General features: G+C 67.5%; 11 protein-coding genes and 2 tRNA genes. 7 read left to right on the top strand and 6 right to left on the bottom strand.

Going from position 1 to position 18,190, the window contains the following annotated elements; all coding sequences use genetic code 11:
• Positions 1–5: 5 nt before the first annotated feature.
• The 3 genes from LGR64_RS06115 to LGR64_RS06105 all read right to left on the bottom strand — a co-directional run bounded on the left by LGR64_RS06115 (position 6) and on the right by LGR64_RS06105 (position 4,373).
• Positions 6–1,088 (bottom strand): AAA family ATPase, encoded by a 1,083-nt coding sequence (locus LGR64_RS06115; RefSeq protein WP_012206645.1) that lies wholly within the window; start codon positions 1,086–1,088, stop codon positions 6–8.
• Between the two features lie 70 nt (positions 1,089–1,158).
• The gene (locus LGR64_RS06110) at positions 1,159–2,931 is read right to left on the bottom strand and encodes a DUF5691 domain-containing protein (RefSeq protein ID WP_230355068.1); all 1,773 of its coding nucleotides are present in this window, start codon (positions 2,929–2,931) and stop codon (positions 1,159–1,161) included.
• Positions 2,928–4,373, bottom strand: a complete 1,446-nt coding sequence (locus tag LGR64_RS06105; protein ID WP_141834627.1) for an SWIM zinc finger family protein — start codon at positions 4,371–4,373, stop codon at positions 2,928–2,930. Before LGR64_RS06105 ends, LGR64_RS06110 begins: the two co-directional genes overlap by 4 nt.
• 478 nt (positions 4,374–4,851) lie before the next feature.
• Here LGR64_RS06105 and LGR64_RS06100 point away from each other — a divergent pair, with 478 nt between their 5' ends.
• Together LGR64_RS06100 and LGR64_RS06095 are read left to right on the top strand one after the other, a co-directional pair.
• Positions 4,852–6,171, top strand: a complete 1,320-nt coding sequence (locus tag LGR64_RS06100) for a putative DNA modification/repair radical SAM protein (RefSeq protein WP_141834625.1) — start codon at positions 4,852–4,854, stop codon at positions 6,169–6,171.
• A gap of 15 nt (positions 6,172–6,186) precedes the next feature.
• Positions 6,187–7,026, top strand: a complete 840-nt coding sequence (locus tag LGR64_RS06095; RefSeq protein WP_141834622.1) for a TIGR03915 family putative DNA repair protein — start codon at positions 6,187–6,189, stop codon at positions 7,024–7,026.
• Between the two features lie 77 nt (positions 7,027–7,103).
• On the opposite strand, the gene purL is transcribed toward LGR64_RS06095, so the two are convergent.
• Positions 7,104–11,138 (bottom strand): phosphoribosylformylglycinamidine synthase, encoded by a 4,035-nt coding sequence (purL, locus tag LGR64_RS06090; RefSeq protein ID WP_141834619.1) that lies wholly within the window; start codon positions 11,136–11,138, stop codon positions 7,104–7,106.
• A gap of 177 nt (positions 11,139–11,315) precedes the next feature.
• On the opposite strand from purL, the gene map reads away from it, so the two are divergent.
• Together map and LGR64_RS06080 are read left to right on the top strand one after the other, a co-directional pair.
• On the top strand, positions 11,316–12,131 hold the full coding sequence (gene map / locus LGR64_RS06085) for a type I methionyl aminopeptidase (RefSeq protein ID WP_034396030.1): 816 nt from the start codon (positions 11,316–11,318) through the stop codon (positions 12,129–12,131).
• A gap of 89 nt (positions 12,132–12,220) precedes the next feature.
• Entirely contained in the window at positions 12,221–14,854 is a 2,634-nt protein-coding gene (locus LGR64_RS06080) for a [protein-PII] uridylyltransferase (RefSeq protein ID WP_185750999.1), read from the top strand.
• 76 nt (positions 14,855–14,930) lie between these two features.
• Here LGR64_RS06080 and LGR64_RS06075 read toward each other — a convergent pair whose 3' ends face one another.
• Both LGR64_RS06075 and def read right to left on the bottom strand, forming a co-directional pair.
• Positions 14,931–16,424 (bottom strand): nucleobase:cation symporter-2 family protein, encoded by a 1,494-nt coding sequence (locus LGR64_RS06075; RefSeq protein WP_088164137.1) that lies wholly within the window; start codon positions 16,422–16,424, stop codon positions 14,931–14,933.
• 289 nt (positions 16,425–16,713) lie between these two features.
• Positions 16,714–17,253, bottom strand: a complete 540-nt coding sequence (def, locus tag LGR64_RS06070) for a peptide deformylase (RefSeq protein WP_013801513.1) — start codon at positions 17,251–17,253, stop codon at positions 16,714–16,716.
• Between the two features lie 278 nt (positions 17,254–17,531).
• Between def and LGR64_RS06065 the strand changes: the two genes are divergently transcribed.
• The 3 genes from LGR64_RS06065 (at position 17,532) to LGR64_RS06055 (ending at position 18,189) form a co-directional block, all read left to right on the top strand.
• The gene (locus LGR64_RS06065) at positions 17,532–17,900 is read left to right on the top strand and encodes a YbaN family protein (protein WP_230356157.1); all 369 of its coding nucleotides are present in this window, start codon (positions 17,532–17,534) and stop codon (positions 17,898–17,900) included.
• 87 nt (positions 17,901–17,987) lie between these two features.
• Positions 17,988–18,063 (top strand) — tRNA-Asn (locus LGR64_RS06060).
• Between the two features lie 53 nt (positions 18,064–18,116).
• Positions 18,117–18,189 (top strand) — tRNA-Asn (locus LGR64_RS06055).
• The last annotated feature ends 1 nt before the right edge of the window (position 18,190 follow it).

The following is an 18,190-nucleotide window of genomic DNA, read 5'->3' as shown; positions in this document are numbered from 1 at the left end:
GGGCTTCAGAGCTGCTCGCGGCAGGCGCGGTACAGGTCCTTCCAGTCGCTGCGCTCCTTGACCACGGTCTCCAGGTATTCCTTCCAGACCACGCTGTCCTGCACCGGGTCCTTGATCACGGCGCCCAGCAGGCCCGAGGCCACATCGCCCGCGCGCAGCACGCCGTCGCCGAAATGCCCGGCCAGCGCCATGCCGCTGTTGATGACCGAGATGGCCTCGGCCGTGGACAGCGTGCTGCTGGGCGACTTGACGCGCACGGTCTTGCCGTCTTCGGTCTGGCCGTTGCGCAGCTCGCGGAAGATCTGCACCACGCGGCGCACTTCCTGCAGGGCCGGCGGCTCGGCGGGCAGGGCCAGGGCGCGGCCCTGCTCGGCCACGCGCTTGGTGACGATCTGCACCTCTTCGTCCTGCGATGCCGGCACGGGCAGGATGACGGTGTTGAAGCGGCGCTTGAGCGCGCTGGACAGCTCGTTCACGCCCTTGTCGCGGTTGTTGGCCGTGGCGATGACCGAGAAGCCCTGCACGGCCTGCACTTCGCTGCCCAGCTCGGGCACGGGCAGGGTCTTTTCGGACAGCACGGTGATCAGCGTGTCCTGCACGTCGGCCGGGATGCGGGTCAGCTCTTCGATGCGGGCGATCTTGCCCAGCTTCATGGCATTGACCAGGGGACTGGGGATCAGCGCCTTCTCGGACGGGCCGTGGGCCAGCAGCTGGGCGTAGTTCCAGCCGTAGCGCAGCTGCTCCTCGCTGGTGCCGGCCGTGCCCTGCACCAGCATGGTGGAGTCGCCGCTGACGGCGGCCGACAGGTGCTCGGACACCCAGGACTTGGCCGTGCCGGGCACGCCGTACAGCAGCAGGGCGCGGTCGGTGGCCAGGGTGGAGACGGCGATTTCCATCAGGCGCGGATTGCCGATGTACTTGGGGCTGACCTCGAAGCCGTTGCCGAGCTTGCCGCCCATCAGGTACTGGAGCACGGCCCAGGGCGAGAGCTTCCAGTTGGGCGGACGCGGACGGTCGTCCACCTTGCGCAGGGCTTCGAGTTCTTCGGCGAATTGCTGTTCGGCATGCTGGCGCAGGACTTGGCTCATGGTGTGCTTCCGGGAAGGGGTAAGGGTTGGATTCGGTTCGGTTCGGGGTATGCGGCAGGACGGGCGCGGCTCAGGCCGGGCCGCGCAGGGCAACAAAGGCCTGGTGCAGGCCCAGGCGCAGATCGACGATGCGCTCCAGATGGCCGCGCATGCGCTCCTCATCCCAGGGCCGCACGCGGCTGCGTTCGAGGCGCGCCTGCTGCTGGGGCGTGAGGGGAATGCTTGCCGGTGCGGCAACTGCAGCGGCTGTGGCGGTAGCGGTGGCCGTGAATGCTGCCGCAGCAGCAGCAGGTTCGGTTTGCGGCTCGGGCTCAGGCTCGGGTTGCGCATCCAGCACCGAGGGCTTGCGCCACAGGTCGGCAAAGCGCTCCAGCGCGGTCACGTCCAGCATGCGCGCACAGGACAGCAGGGCCTGGTCAGCGCGGTAGCTGTGCCAGTTGCCCGTGATCTGCTTGCCGCCCACGGCCAGGTGCAGTGCCTCGGTCAGCCGCGCCGACAGCGCGGGCGAGAGCAGTTCGGCGCCGCCCAGCGACTGGGACATGCCCTCGATGGCATCGATGAGCTTGTGCCTGTCGCGCTCGAACTGGGCAATCCAGCGGGACTCGCGTTCCTCGCGGGACAACCGGGCCATGAGGGCGGGCAGGAGCGCGTCGTGGCGCATGTCGCGGCCCATGGTCTGGGCGGCATCGATCCATTCCACGTCCAACTGGTATTGCAGGGCCCGCACCCAGCCCTGGCGCAGTGAGGATTTCCAGTCGCTGCGCCGGCTCCACTCCATCACTTCCAGGGGCGTCAGGCCCAGGGCGCGGGTCCAGAAGGACACGGGCGTGAGCTGCACCATCTGCTCCAGCAGCCAGGCCTTCTTGCCGCCACGGTGGTAGGCGTCGGGCTTGAGCGTGATGCCGTCGCGCTCCCATTCCTTGAGGCCTTCTTCGGGAGGCTCCACGATCCACTGGCCCTTGTCGTCCTGCTGCAGCATGGACTGCATCCAGCCCATGACGCGCTGGCTGTGCGCGCTGTCCGGCAGACACGAGAGCATTTGCGCGGCGTTCTCGCGGATCTCCTTGCTGCGGTCGGACAGCAGTTTTTCGAGCAGCGGCTCATCGTCCATGCCCAGCCCGACGGCCAGGGCCTGGACCAGGGGCAGGCGCTCCTTGGCGCCCAGCTCCTTCAGACTGCCTTCCAGCCGCGTGCGGGCCTTGGCGGCATCGGTTGCGCGCTCGCTGCGCAGCAGGGCCACGCGCTGCTCCACCGAGCCCTCCTGCCAGACCAGTTCGGGGTCGGCGGTTTCCTCCACGCCGCTGGCATAGCTCCATTGCGGGTTGAGCGCGCCCAGCCAGCGTCCGCGCTCGCCCAGCACGGGGGCCAGCCACTGGCGCAGTTCCACGGACTGGCGGCCCTGCTCCAGCGCAGGCACCAGCAGATCGTGGGGCAGGCGCTGGCCGGCCTGGTCCAGGGTGCGCAGCATGGAGGCCTGCAGCTCGAACGGGCCGTCCTTGAGCACGTCGCCCATCAGGGTGTGCAGGCGCGCATCGGCAGGCGCGGTGCGCGACTCCGCAGGCGCGGCGGCCGGCACGGCCAGCGGTGCCGTCAGGCGCACCTGCGCGCCAGGCTGCCAGCCGGCCCGCTCGAACACGGCCGCCACGGCGCTGGCGCGCAGCAGTTGCTGGGCGGGCGAGTCACCGGCCACATCAGCGCGGGGCAGCAGCGCGGCCTGCACGGCCTGCTGCGACCCGCTTGCGGACGGGTCCACGCCCGAAGCCAGCGCAGGCGGCACGGCCAGCCGGTCCGAGCCGACCATGGCCGATTGCTGCAGCGCAGCCCAAAGTTGTGCGTTGCTCATACCGGATCACCCTGGTTCTGCCAGATACATTGCTGGGCGGTTTCACCCTCGCGGGCCTGCCAGGCGCTCAGCAGCCGCCAGCGGCCCACGGCCGGGCCGGGCTCCCATTCGCCAAACAGCTGCATGGGCGCACCGCCGCTGAGCGCCAGCAGGCGCCAGGCCTCGGCATCGTCAATCGCCACGGGAACGGGCTGCACTGGCGCCGCCGTGCCAGGGGTGACCGGCGATGCATCCAGCGCTTGGGGCCAGGCCGCGAACCACTGGCCCTGGGCGGGCACCAGCCGCAGCCGGTCCTGGCACAGCGGCTGCGTGGCCTGCAGCGGGTTGGCGGCAATGCGCTGGCCCAGCCGTTGCAGGACGTCTCCCCCGGCCGAGGTGGCCAGCGGGCTGGCGCCATCGGCAGGCAGCGCAGGCCCGTTGCCATTGGCCGCAATGGCGCGCAGCGGCGCATGGCCCGGATAGAAATTCAGCGCGCAGCCGTAGCGATGGCCCGGCACCCAGGCCGATTCAAAGCCGCGCCCGCCCTGCGCATAGTCCAGCACCAGGGCCATGCGCCCCGTGCGCTGGCCCTGCAGCCAGACGCGCCGCTCCATGAGCCGGCCTTCGCGCTCGATCATGCGCAGGCCGGCCACCAGCCATTCGTCCTCGACCAGTTGGCCCCTGGCCTGCACCTCGGCCTTGTCCATGGGCCAGCCCAGCGCGGCCATCACGTCGGCCTTGACCTCGGGGCTGAGCGATTCGCGGCGGCGAACGGCGTCGATGATCAACTGCCAGTGGCCCAGCTGCACCAGCATGTCGCGCGGCCAGTCTCGGTGGCTGTCCACCAGATCCCGGCAATCCTTGATGCGCGCCGCCATGCCCGTGGCCTGCGCATCGACCATGCGCGCGGCCATGTTGTTCCAGCGCTGGCGCATCTGCGTGTCGCTGGCCTGGTTGGCCAGGCCCGCACGCACCATGTCCTGCATCCACAGCGACAGTTCCTGCAGGCCGGCTTCGACCTTGTCCCAGCGCTTGTCTTCGCGCCTGGCCTGCTGTTTGGCCGCGACCTCGGGATCGGGTGGCGGCTCGGCCGCTGCGGCGGCAGCCTTGGCCTCTTTCTTCTCGGCCTTTTCCTGGCGGCTGTCCAGCCAGGTCTGCACCCAGGCGGGCGGATCAACGCCTTCGGGGACTTGCCCGCCGGCACGCATCAGCATCAGCGCCAGCCCGTGCTTGCAGGGGAATTTGCGGCTGGGGCAAGAGCATTTGAAGGAAGGCCCCGACAGGTCCACCTGGGTCTGGTAGGGCTTGCTGCCGCTGCCCTGGCATTCACCCCAGACCGCCACATCATTGGCGCCCATGGCGGGCCATTTGGCGGGCGATTGCAGGCCCTTGGCAGCCTTGCTGGATGAGGCGTCCGGCGACAGCGCCAGCACTTCGCTCTCTGTTCCTAATACACGCGACACCGAAGCTCCCTCTCCAAGTGTTTGTCATCGCCGGGCGCATTGAATGAAACGGCACTGCCCGGCAAACCCGAAAGCCTATCAGCAATAGTTATCGGCAATTTGAAACAATTCACAACAACACCCAACCTCTCCCCCATGAATGGGAAACCCCCATGGCGCGCAGCCAGCTGCGCTATATCAGCGCGTGCATTGATGGCACCAAGCCATGCCAGCCTTCAGGCATTGCGAAAGACGCAGAAAACACGCATTCATCATTTCCAGCGATGCACATCGCAACCCATTGAAAGCAAGTACTCAGTCCGCACTGAAAACGGTTTCATTCCATTGCACTGGCAACCATTGCAATCCGCTGGCCATTGCGATAGCGCGACAGTGCGCTCGACCCGCAGCCAGGCAAGGCCGGACCAGACCCTGGCTGAGGGATGGGCTCTCAGGAAACCGGACGTGCCAAGCAAATATACTGTATATTTATACAGTCATGGAGCTGCAACGCAAACTTTTCATCCTCGCCGACGCCGCCAAGTACGACGCCAGCTGCGCCTCCAGCGGATCGCAGGGGCGCGACTCGCTGGACGGCAAGGGCATGGGCTCGGTCACCGGCATGGGCATCTGCCACAGCTATTCGCCCGACGGGCGCTGCATCTCGCTGCTCAAGATCCTGCTGACCAATGTCTGCATCTTCGACTGCCGCTACTGCATCAACCGCAAGAGCTCCAACGTGCAGCGCGCCCGCTTCACGGTGGCCGAGGTGGTGCAGCTGACGCTGGACTTCTACCGGCGCAACTGCATCGAGGGGCTGTTCCTGTCCAGCGGCATCATCCGTTCCAGCGACTACACCATGGAGCAACTGGTGGAAGTGGCGCGCCGCCTGCGCGAGGAGCATGACTTTCGCGGCTACATCCACCTCAAGACCATCCCGGATGCCGCCCCCGAATTGCTGGCCCAGGCAGGCCGCCATGCCGACCGCCTGAGCATCAATGTGGAACTGCCCACGGCCAGCGGCCTGGCGCAGTTCGCGCCTGAAAAGGATGGACAGCGCATACGCCAGGCCATGCAGGGCGTGGACCGGCATGTGCAGGCCTGGCGCGCGGCCACGCGCGAGCAGCGCCAGGCGCAGTCCCTGCCCGGCGCACCCGCGCAGCGCGCCGCCGTGCCGCGCTTTGCGCCGGGCGGGCAGAGCACGCAGATGATCGTGGGCGCCGACCGCGCAACCGATGCCGACATCCTCGAATCCAGCCACACGCTGTATGCGGGCTACGGCCTGCGCCGCGTGTACTACTCGGCCTTCAGCCCCATTCCCGATGCCTCGCGCGATCTGCCGCCGCAGGCGCCGCCCCTCATGCGCGAGCACCGGCTCTACCAGGCCGACTGGCTGATGCGCTTTTACGGCTACGGGGCGGGCGAGATCGCGGCGGCCAGCCGCCACGGCATGCTGGACCTGGAGATCGACCCCAAGCTGGCCTGGGCACTGGCCAACCGCCAGCAGTTCCCCGTGGACCTCAACCGTGCGCCGCGCAGCCTGCTGCTGCGCGTGCCGGGCCTGGGCACGCAGACGGTGGACCGCCTGCTGGCGGCGCGCCGCGTGCGCAGGCTGCGGCTGGACGATCTGCTGCGGCTGCGCGCGCCCGTGCAAAAGGCCCTGCCCTTCGTGCTGATCGACGGCCACCGGCCCCTGCTGGGCGAGACCGACTCGGCCGCGCTGCGCACCCGGCTGATCGCGCAGTCGCAGGCCAGCCAGGCCCAGGCACGGCACAGCGGCATGCGCGTGCAAAACGCGGTGCAGGCCAGCCTGTTCTAGAACCTGGAGCACGCCATGCAAGCACAGGCTCTCACCATCGAACTCGACAGCCCCGACGACTGGCCCGGCTTTCGCGCAGCCTGCCGGGCGCTGCTGGCCCATGGCGCCGACCCCGCTGTGGTGCAATGGCGGTGGCCCGACACGCGGGGGGCGCAGCAACTCGGCGCGGGGGTGGACCTGTTTTCCAGCGCGCCGGAGCAGGCCATGCCCGCCTCGGCACTCGCCGGGCTGGCCGGCCCCGGCGAGGCAGGGCTGTCCTTGTCGGACACCCAGATGTCCGCGCTGCGCCATGCCTGCATGCACCGCGCGGCGGGCCGCTTCGAGCTATGCCACCGCTGGCTGGCGCGCATGCAGGCCCGGCCCGAACTGCGGCTGGATGCGCTGGATGCGGACTGGCGCGCCATCGAGGCCCTGGCCCGCCCCGTCTCGCGCGAGATCCACAAGATGCACGCCTTTGTGCGCTTTCGGACCACGCAGCGACCGGACCAGCCCGATCTGCACATTGCCTGGTTCGAGCACGAGCACCACATCGTGCGCGCGGCAGCGCCCTTCTTCTGCAAGCGCTTTGCCAACATGCACTGGGCCATCCTCACGCCGCAATGCAGCGCGCACTGGGACGGCCATGCGCTGCGCCTGGCGCCCGGCGCGCGCCGCAGCGATGCCCCGCCAGCCGACGCGGGCGAGGCCCTGTGGCTGACCTACTACGCCAGCACCTTCAACCCGGCGCGCCTGAAGGAGCAGGCCATGCTGCGCGAGATGCCGCGCCGCTACTGGCACAACCTGCCCGAGACGGTGCTGATCTCCACCCTGGTCCAGCAGGCCCGCGCGCGCACGGCGCAGATGCTGGCGCCGTAACGGCAGCCGCCAAAAAGAAACAGAAAAAGAAAAGGCCCCGAAGGGCCTTTGTCTGCTTTGCAGCGTCGCTCAGTGCATCAACCCAGCCACTTGCGGGCGTTGCGCCACACGCGCATCCAGGGGCTGAATTCCGACTTGTCGCCGTTGGTCCAGCTCATCTGCACGTTGCGGAACACGCGCTCGGGGTGCGGCATCATGGCCGTGAAGCGGCCATCGGCCGTGGTCACTGCCGTCAGGCCGCCGGCCGATCCGTTGGGGTTGAACGGGTACTGCTCGGTGGCCTTGCCATGGTTGTCCACATAGCGCATGGAGGCGATGGCCTTGTCCGCATTGCCGCGGTAGCGGAAGTTGGCAAAGCCTTCGCCGTGGGCCACGGCGATGGGCAGGCGGCTGCCGGCCATGCCCTGCAGGAACAGGCTGGGCGACTCCAGCACTTCCACCATGGACAGGCGCGCCTCGAAGCGGTTGCTCTGGTTCTGCGTGAAACGCGGCCAGTCCTGGGCACCGGGAATGATGTCGGCCAGCTCGGCAAACATCTGGCAGCCATTGCATACGCCCAGGCCGAAGGTGTCGCTGCGGCCGAAGAACTGCTGGAACTGCGCGGACAGGCTGTCGTTGAAGGTGATGGAGCGCGCCCAGCCGATGCCGGCGCCCAGCGTGTCGCCGTAGCTGAAGCCGCCGCAGGCCACAACGCCGGCGAAGTCCTGCAGCTGCGCGCGGCCGCTTTGCAGGTCGGTCATGTGCACGTCCACCGCGTCGAAGCCGGCTTCGGTGAAGGCGTAGGCCATTTCCACATGGGAGTTCACGCCCTGCTCGCGCAGCACGGCCACGCGGGGGCGCGCACCCAGGTTCAGGAAGGGTGCGGCGGGGTTCTCGGCCGGGTCGAACGTCAGGTGCAGGTGCATGCCCGGGTCGGCAGGCTCGCCGGCTGCGGCGTGCTCGCTGTCGGCGCAGGCCGGGTTGTCGCGCTGCTGGGCAATCTTCCAGCTGACGGCATCCCAGACCTGGTGCAGGTCGCTGAGCGAGGCGCCGAAGACGGACTTGGCATCGCGCCAGACCTGCAGTTCGCCCTTGCCCGCATCGACCTTGGACGAGACGGGGCGCGTCTTGCCGATGATGTGGCTGCAGGTGGACAGGCCATGCTCGCGCAGGGTCTGCAGCACGGCGGCGCGGTCGGCCGTGCGGATCTGCAGCACGGCGCCCAGCTCTTCGTTGAACAGTGCGCGCAGCGTCATGTCGTCGCGGCGGCCGCTGATCTGGGAGGCCCAGTTCTTGCCTTCGCCCGAGTCCATGCGGCTGTCGCTGATGCCGTCGCCTTCGGTGACCAGCATGTCCACGTTGATGGCCACGCCCACATGGCCGGCGAAGGCCATCTCGGCCACGGTGGCCAGCAGGCCGCCGTCGCCCTTGTCGTGGTAGGCCAGGATCTGGCCCTTGGCGCGCAGGTCATTGACGGCATCGACCAGGGCAATCAGGTCCTTGGCGTCATCGAGGTCAGGCGTTTCATTGCCGGACTGGCCCAGCACCTGGCCCAGGATGGAGCCGCCCATGCGCATCTTGCCGCGGCCCAGGTCCACCAGGACCAGGGTGCTGTCGTCTTCCGTGGCGTCCAGCTGGGGCGTGAGCGTGCCGCGCACATCGTCGATGGAGGCGAAGCCCGTGATGATCAGGCTGACGGGCGAGGTCACCTTCTTGACCTGGCCGCCCTCGTTCCACTGGGTGCGCATGGACAGGCTGTCCTTGCCCACGGGGATAGAGATATCCAGCTGCGGGCACAGCTCCATGCCCACGGCCTTGACGGTGGCGTAGAGCGCCGCGTCTTCGCCGGGCTCGCCGCAGGCCGCCATCCAGTTGGCCGACATCTTGACCTTGGACAGCTCGATGGGCGCGGCCAGCATGTTGGTGATGGCCTCGGCCACGGCCATGCGTCCCGACGCCGGGGCGTTGATGGAGGCCAGCGGCGTGCGCTCACCCATGGCCATGGCCTCGCCCTTGAAGCCACGGTAGTCGGCCAGGGTCACGGCCACGTCGGCCACGGGCACCTGCCAGGGGCCGACCATCTGGTCGCGGTGCGTGAGACCGCCCACGGCGCGGTCGCCAATGGTGATCAGGAAGCGCTTGGAGGCCACGGTGGGGTGGGCCAGCACGTCGATCACGGCCTTTTCCAGGGGCACGCCGGTCAGGTCCATGGGCGGCAGCTCGCGCTGCACGGTGGCCACGTCCCGGTGCATCTTGGGCGGCTTGCCCAGCAGCACGTTCATGGGCATGTCCACGGGGAACTTCTGGTCGCCCGAGGCCACCGCCGTGTCCTCCAGCACCAGCTGGCGTTCTTCCGTGGCCGTGCCGATCACGGCAAACGGGCAGCGCTCGCGCTCGCAGAAGGCCGTGAACTCGGCCAGCGATTCGGGAGCGATGGCCATCACATAGCGTTCCTGGCTTTCGTTGGACCAGATTTCCTTGGGCGCCAGGCCGGATTCCTCCAGGTTGACGGCGCGCAGGTCAAAGCGCGCGCCACGGCCCGCATCGTTGGTCAGCTCGGGGAAGGCATTGGACAGGCCGCCGGCACCCACGTCGTGGATGGCCAGGATGGGGTTCTTGTCGCCCTGGGCCCAGCAGTGGTTGATGACTTCCTGGGCGCGGCGCTCGATCTCGGGATTGCCGCGCTGCACGGAGTCGAAGTCCAGCTCGGCCGCGTTCGTGCCACTGGCCATGGAGCTGGCAGCGCCGCCGCCCATGCCGATGCGCATGCCGGGGCCGCCCAGCTGGATCAGCAGGGTGCCGGCGGGGAACTCGATCTTCTGAGTCAGTTCGGAATCGATCACGCCCAGGCCGCCCGCGATCATGATGGGCTTGTGGTAGCCGCGCATCACGGCATCGGCACCCACGCCGACCTGCTGCTCGTACTCGCGGAAATAGCCGGTCAGGTTGGGACGGCCGAATTCGTTGTTGAAGGCCGCGCCACCCAGCGGGCCCTCGATCATGATCTGCAGCGGACTGGCGATGTGCTCGGGCTTGCCCACTTCGCTGCCCCACAGCTTGGAGACCGTGAAGCCCGACAGGCCGGCCTTGGGCTTGGAGCCGCGGCCCGTGGCGCCCTCGTCGCGGATCTCGCCGCCCGCGCCGGTCGATGCGCCGGGGAAGGGGGAGATGGCCGTGGGGTGGTTGTGCGTCTCCACCTTCATCAGCACGTGGTTGACGGCCTGCTTCTTCTGGTAGCTGGGCGCCTTGATCTTGTCCAGGGCCGCCTCGAAGGTGGCGACGAAGCGCTCGACCTCATGGCCTTCCATGATGGAAGCGTTGTCCGAGTAAGCCACCACCGTGTGCTGGGGCGAGACCTGGTGCGTGTTGCGGATCATGCCGAACAGGCTCTTGTCCTGGGCCACGCCGTCGATGGTGAACTGGGCGTTGAAGATCTTGTGGCGGCAGTGCTCGCTGTTGGCCTGCGCGAACATCATCAGTTCCACGTCCGTGGGATTGCGTTGGAGGCCCTTGAAGGCATCGACCAGGTAGTCGATCTCGTCGTCGGCCAGGGCCAGGCCCCATTGGCGGTTGGCGGTCTCCAGCGCGGCGCGGCCGCCGCCCAGCACATCGACGAACTCCATGGGAGCGGCGTCCAGGGCGGAGAACAGTTGCTCGGCCTCGGCGCGTGTGGCGAAGACCGACTCGGTCATGCGGTCGTGCAGCAAGGCGGCGATCTGTGCAGTCTGCTCGGCCGAAAGCTCAGGCGCGCTGCCCAGCACATTGCTCAGCAGGCCGGTCTTGAAGGCGATGCGGTATTCGGTGATGCGCTCCACGCGGAACACGCCCAGGCCGCAGTTGCGGGCAATGTCCGTGGCCTTGGAGGCCCAGGGGGAGATCGTTCCCAGGCGCGGCGTGACCACCAGGGCGGCACCGTCGGCCGGGCCTTCATAGGGGTCTCCATAGGTCAAGAGCGCCTGGAGGCGCTCTTGCAATGCGGGCGTGGGTGCGGCGTCCGTGGCCACCAGATGCACGAAGCGCGCGGCAATGCCGGTGATTTTGGGATGGATGGAGACCAGTTCGGTCAGGAGCTGCTGGGCGCGGAACGAGCTGAGAGCGTTTCCACCCTCCAACTGTGTCAGATGCAAGGTCACGTGGCGGCCTGTTGGGTGAGGAGGCTTGTGAAAAGCGCCCTGCGGCCCCGCCCTCCGGGGGCTGGCTGCAAGGCGCTGAATCGGTGAGGCCGCTATTTTACCGGGCTGAGCCGTCCCGATGGCGACAGCCGCCCCTTACCCCTGCACGCCCGAAGGCGCAATGGGATAATTGCGGGCATGAGCATCACCATCAAGAGCGCTGAAGACATCGCAGCCATGCGCGTGGCCTGCCGCCTGGCTTCGGAAGTGCTGGACTACATCACCCCCCACATCAAGCCCGGCATCACCACGGCCGAGATCGACCGCCTGGGCGCCGAATGCATGGCGCAGCAGGGCACGGTCTCCGCCACCATCGGCTACCAGCCGCCCGGCTACCCTCCCTACCCCGGACACCTGTGCACCTCGGTCAACCATGTGGTCTGCCACGGCATTCCCAATGACAAGCCGCTCAAGAAGGGCGACATCGTCAATGTGGACGTCACGGTCATCACCAAGGACGGCTGGTACGGCGACAACAGCCGCATGTTCATGATCGGAGAGTGCTCCATCGCGGCCAAGCGCCTGTCGGCACTGACCTTCGACGCCATGTGGCTGGGCATCCAGCAGGTCAGGCCCGGCGCCACGCTGGGCGACATCGGCAACGCCATCCAGACCTTTGCCGAAGGCCACGGCCTGTCGGTGGTGCGCGAGTTCTGCGGCCACGGCATCGGCCAGAAGTTCCACGAAGAGCCCCAGATCCTGCACTACGGCCGCCCTGGAACGGGCACCGTGCTGGAAGAAGGCATGGTCTTCACCGTCGAGCCCATGCTCAACCTGGGCAAGCGCGAGATCAAGGAGCTGGGCAAGGACGGCTGGACCATCGTGACCAAAGACCACAGCCTCTCGGCCCAGTGGGAACACACCCTGGTGGTGACCAAGACCGGCTACGAAGTCATGACCCTGTCGGCCGGCTCGCCCGCGCTGCCCCCATTCGTTACCACCACGAGCTGCTGAGGCTCGGCATGTTTCTTGCGTGATGCGCAGGCAAAATGGCAGGGCGTCCGGGGCAACCGCTCCCGGCGCCTTCCCTGCCCTCGCCGCGCATGAAACAGACCACTGACCACACTCCTTCCCACGCTGCGCCCTCTGCCCCGGACTCGCTGGAGCAGTTGCGCGCGCAGTACGCCCGGGATCGCGGGCGCTGGATAGGCTCGCTGCTGGCGCCCACCATGGGCCGGCGCGGCGTGCGCCTGGTGCTGCAGCACCTGAGCGATCTGGCCGACACGCTGCTGCGCGCGCTGTGGCATCGTGCCGGCATGCCGCCCGAGGCCTGCCTGGCCGCCGTGGGCGGCTTCGGGCGCGCCCAGCTGTTTCCCTATTCCGACATCGACGTGCTGGTGCTGCTGCCAGCCGCTGGCACGGCAGACGCCGAGCTGGCCTCGCGCATCGAGAAATTCATCGGCAGTTGCTGGGACGCGGGCCTGGAGATCGGCTCCAGCGTGCGCACGCTGGCCGAATGCCTGGAGGAATCCGAGCGCGACCTGACAGTGCAGACCGCCCTGCTGGAATCACGCCTCATCTGCGGCAGCGAGCCGCTGTTCGCCGAGTTCCAGACGCGCTACCAGGCCCAGATGAATGCGCACGCCTTTCTGTCCGGCAAGCTGCTGGAAATGCGCCAGCGCCACAACAAGTACGAGAGCACGCCCTACTCGCTGGAGCCCAACTGCAAGGAATCGCCCGGCGGCCTGCGCGATCTGCACACCATGATCTGGCTGGCCCGTGCCGCAGGCCTGGGCAGCAGCTGGCAGGCCCTGGCCGGCAAGGGGTTGATCACCGATTTCGAGCGCCGGCAGCTCGAAGACAACGAAGCCCTGCTGAGCCTGATACGGGCTCGCCTGCATGCGGTGGCGGGCCGGCATGAGGACCGCCTGGTCTTCGACCAGCAGACCGCCGTGGCCGAGGCCTTTGGCTACCGCTCCACCTCGGCCGAGGGGCGCAAGCTGGCCATGCGCGCCAGCGAGACGCTGATGCGCCACTACTACTGGGCGGCCAAGGCCGTAACCCAGCTGTGCCAGATCCTGCGGCTGAACATCGAGGAGCGGCTGAACCCGCGACCCACGCCGCGCATCCGGCTGAACTCGCGCTTCTACGAGAAGGCCGGCACCATCGAGGTGGCCAGCGACGATCTCTACGAGCGCGAGCCGCACGCCATCCTCGAAACCTTTCTGATGTACGAGACCCATGTGGGCCTCACCGACCTGTCGGCGCGCACGCTGCGCGCGCTGTACGGCGCGCGTGACCTGATGGACGCGGCCTTCCGGCGCGACCCGGTCAACCGCGCCACCTTCATGAAGATCCTGCAGCAGCCCAGCGGCATCACGCACGCCATGCGGCTGATGAACCAGACCTCGGTACTGGGGCGCTACCTGTGGCCGTTCCGGCGCATCGTGGGCCAGATGCAGCATGACCTGTTCCACGTCTACACGGTGGACCAGCACATCCTCATGGTGCTGCGCAATGTGCGGCGCTTTTTCATGGCCGAGCATGCGCATGAGTACCCGTTCTGCTCGCAGCTGGCCAGCGGCTGGGACAAGCCCTGGCTGCTGTACGTGGCCGCGCTGTTCCACGACATCGGCAAGGGCCGGGGCGGTGACCACTCCATCATCGGCGCCGTGGAGGCCAAGCGCTTTTGCCGCGCCCACGGCATTGCGCGCGCCGACGCCGAGCTGATCGAATTCCTCGTGCGCGAGCACCTGACCATGAGCCAGGTTGCGCAAAAGCAGGACCTGTCGGACCCCGAGGTGATCCAGGCCTTTGCCGAGCGCGTGGGCAACGAGCGCAACCTCACGGCCCTGTACCTGCTGACCGTGGCCGACATCCGCGGCACCAGCCCCAAGGTCTGGAGCGCCTGGAAGGGCAAGCTGCTGGAGGACACCTATCGCCTGACCTTGCGCGTCATGGGCGGACGCGCGCCCGATGCAGCCGCCGAAATCGAGGCCCGCCGCCGCGAGGCCCTGGTGCAGCTGGCACTGACAGCCCAGCCCTTCGAATCACACAAGAAGCTCTGGGACACGCTGGGCGTGGACTATTTCATGCGCCACGAGGCGGCCGACATCGCCTGGCACACGCGCCACCTGTCGCGCCACGTGGGCACCACCCGCCCCGTGGTGCGCGCGCGCCGCTCCCTGGCCGGCGAGGGGCTGCAGGTGCTGGTCTACGCGCCTGACCAGCCCGATCTGTTCGCGCGCATCTGCGGCTACTTCGACCGGGCGGCCTTCTCCATTCTGGATGCGCGCGTACACACGGCCCACAACAGCTATGCGCTGGACACCTTCCAGGTGGTCGCGCCCGCCATGCAGGAGCAGTACCGCGAGCTGATGCACATGGTCGAGAACGACCTGGTCGCCGCGCTGATGCAGGGCGGGCCGCTGCGCGAGCCATCCCCCCGGCGCCTGTCGCGCCGCGTCAAAAGCTTTCCCTTTGCGCCGCGCGTCACGCTGCAGCCCGACGAAAAAGCCCAGCACTGGCTGCTGTCCATCTCGGCCACGGACCGCGCCGGCCTGCTCTACACCGTGGCGCGCATCCTGGCGCAGCACCACCTGAGCGTGCAATTGGCCAAGGTCAGCACGCTGGGCGAGCGCGTGGAAGACAGCTTTCTGATCGAGGGCGCCGAACTGCAGAACAACCAGCGCCAGCTGCTCATAGAAACCGAGCTGCTGCAGGCCTTGGCGGTCTGAGCTTGCAGCGAAAAAAGGCCCGCCCTGTCAACCAAGGCGGGCCTTTTGCATCCAGGCGCGGGCGCGGGTGCGGCTGTCAGTGCATGGCAGCCGCAGGCGCCGACACCGTGGCCACTTCCTTGCCCTCGCGGTCATAGAGCTTGCCGTCGACCACCCGGTCGCCATCGGCCAGGGCAGACAGCACGGCCTCGCTGAGCACGCGCTCAGAACCTGCGCCGAACACCGATGGCTCTTCGGGGTTGCCCTGCTTGAAGTGGTTGAAGACCAGGTTCAGCAGCAGCACGGTCACCGCCGTGGAGCTGATTCCCGAATGGAACATGGTGGCGAACCAGTCCGGGAAGTGGTGATAGAAGTCCGGCTTGACCATGGGCAGCACGCCCATGCCGATGGACGCCGCCACGATGATCAGGTTCATGTTGTTGTGATAGTCCACCTTGGCCAGCGTGCGGATGCCGCTGGCCGCCACCGTGCCAAAGAGCACCAGGCCCGCGCCGCCCAGCACCGAGGGCGGCACGCAGGCCACGATGCGCCCCATGATGGGCAGCAGTCCGAAGGCGATCAGGATCAGCCCGCTGAAGGCCACGACATAGCGGCTCTTGATGCCCGTGACCGCGACCAGGCCCACGTTCTGGGCAAAGGCGCTCTGCGTGAACGAGCCGAAGAACGGCGCCACCACGCTGGACAGCATGTCGGCGCGCAGGCCGTCGGCCAGGCGGCGCGAATCCACGCGGGTGCCCACGATGTCGCCCACGGCCAGGATGTCGGCCGAGGTTTCCACCAGGGTCACCAGGATCACGATGGACATGGAAAGGGTCGCCGCCAGGCTGAAGGTCGGCCAGCCGAAGTGCAGCGGCATGGGCACGGCGAACCAGGCGCCGCTGCCCACCTCGGAAAAGTCGGACTTGCCGATCATGGCCGCAACCGCAGTGCCGATGACGATGGCCAGCAGGATGGACAGGCGCGAGATCATGGCGTTGCCCAGCTTGCTCAGTGCCAGCACGATGACCAGCGACAGGCCCGCCAGCCCGATGTTGCCCATGCTGCCGTAGTCGGCCGCCTGGGGATTGCCGCCCATGGCCCAGTGAGCCGCCACCGGCATCAGCGACAGGCCGATGATGGTGATCACGCAGCCATTGACCAGCGGCGGGAAAAACCGGGTGAGCTTGGAAAAAATGGGCGCAATGATCAGGCCGAATACCGAGGCAAAGAGCACGGCGCCCAGCACGCCCTGCATGCCGCCGCCCGTGTGCAGGATGCTGACCATGGTGGCCACGCCCGAGAAGGACACGCCCTGCACCAGCGGCAGGCGCGAGCCGAAGAACGGAATGCCCAGCGTCTGCAGCAGCGTGGCCAGCCCGCCCATGAAAAGGCAGGCCGTGATCAGCAGGCCCGTGTCGGCCGCCGACATGCCGGCCGCATTGGCCATGACCAGGGGCACGGCCACGATGCCTCCGTACATGGTCAGCACATGCTGCAAACCATAGAGGGTGTTGGCCGTGAGGCCGAGTTGCTCGTCCTCCGGGCGGATGTCTGCACCCAGGGCCGGCGCATTGCCAGAACTTTTTTCCATCGCTGTCTCCTTGTCCTCTTGTTCACAGAACGCCGGACAAGTACGCGGCAGCCGGATGGCGGCAGGCGCGCCCCCGCGCACCCTTTGCCGCCGCCCCGATAGGCCGCGCTCTCCTGCATCCTGCATCGCGAAGCCCGGTGGCTGCTTGGCAGCTCTTGGCGGGCGAACGCACACAATCCCCGCCTTGGCGGGAAGTGCCAATGTACGGCGCCAGCATGGAAAAATTGTCTACCGATTTGTATACAAAGACCTGACCGAAGATCCTTGAATACGGGCAGCGCCCGCCCGCTCAATCGTCCTCGGCCGCGCTGATGCCGGGGAACAGCACATCGGTGAAACCGAACTGGCTGAAGTCACGCATGCGCATGGGATAGAGCTTTCCCCAGAGGTGATCGCACTCATGCTGGACCACGCGCGCATGAAAGCCATCCACCGTGCGGTCGATGGCATCGCCAAACACATCGAAGCCCGTGTAGCGGATATGGTTCCAGCGCGGCACCATGCCGCGCATTCCGGGCACGGACAGGCAGCCCTCCCAGTCCAGTTGCTCGTCCTCGCCCATGGGAGTGATGACCGGGTTGATGAGCACGGTGCGCGGCACCACGGGCGCATCGGGGTAGCGCGGATTGGGCAGGCCGGAGCCGAACACCACCATCTGCAGGTCCACGCCAATCTGCGGCGCGGCCAGCCCCGCGCCGTTGGCTGCATGCATGGTGTCCAGCAAATCGCTGAGCAGCAGGTGCAGTTCGTCGGTGTCGAATTCGGTCACGGGCTGGGCGACGCGCAGCAGGCGCGGATCGCCCATCTTCAAAATGGTGCGGACAGTCATGGCAGTGCAAGGCTATGCATGTAAATGTGGGTTGCAAAGCATAGCGGCCGCCCGGCTCCCGGCCGCCCCCTGGCCACCTCTTGGCCGTCATGGCCACAGCGCGCTGGCACAATCGCAGCATGCCCAGCACCGCCAGAGAGTCATCCACCGCGTCCCCAGAGGACCGTGAGGCAGGCGCGCAGCGAATACCCACGGCACAGCCCCTGGAGCCAGAGGCCACTGCGCAGGCAGGCACGGCGCCGGCCTTCCATGATGACGATCCCCCTCCCCTGCACCGCATGCCGGCCGCCCCGTTGCGCTGGGCGCTGCAGCTGTTTGCCTGCCTGAGCCTGGCCACGGGCATTGCCGGCATCTTCATTCCAGGATTGCCCACCACGGTGTTCGTGCTCATGGCCGGATGGGCCGCGGCGCGCAGCTCACAGCGCATGCACACCTGGCTGTGGAGCCATCGCCTGTTCGGCGCCATGCTGCGCAACTGGGCACGGGGCGGCTGCGTGAGCCGGCGCGCCAAATGGAGCGCCAGCGCCATGATGAGCCTGTGCGCCGTCATACTGCTGTGGACACGCCCGCCCGCCTGGGTGCAGGCCGTGGCGCTGACCTCCATGGGCTGCGTGCTAGTGTGGCTGTGGTTCAGGCCCGAGCCGTGAGAATGAAGGCCTGCAGCCGGCCTTCCTGAAAAAATTCCCCCGAGTTTTCTGTGACGTGTTTTTTACGTCATATAATCTAGGTCTTGTTCCTCAATAGCTCAGTTGGTAGAGCGCCGGACTGTTAATCCGTAGGTCCCTGGTTCGAGCCCAGGTTGAGGAGCCAAAAGAATTTCAAGATCTTGCAACCGCACAAGATCTCTGCCGATAGACGTGTATTCCTCAATAGCTCAGTTGGTAGAGCGCCGGACTGTTAATCCGTAGGTCCCTGGTTCGAGCCCAGGTTGAGGAGC

The sequence above is a fragment of the Delftia sp. Lp-1 genome, from assembly GCF_020523835.1.
Taxonomy (GTDB): Bacteria; Pseudomonadota; Gammaproteobacteria; order Burkholderiales; family Burkholderiaceae_C; genus Comamonas; species Comamonas acidovorans.
Note: the sequence above shows the minus strand (reverse complement) of the source record. Positions and strands in the feature narration are given on the sequence as shown.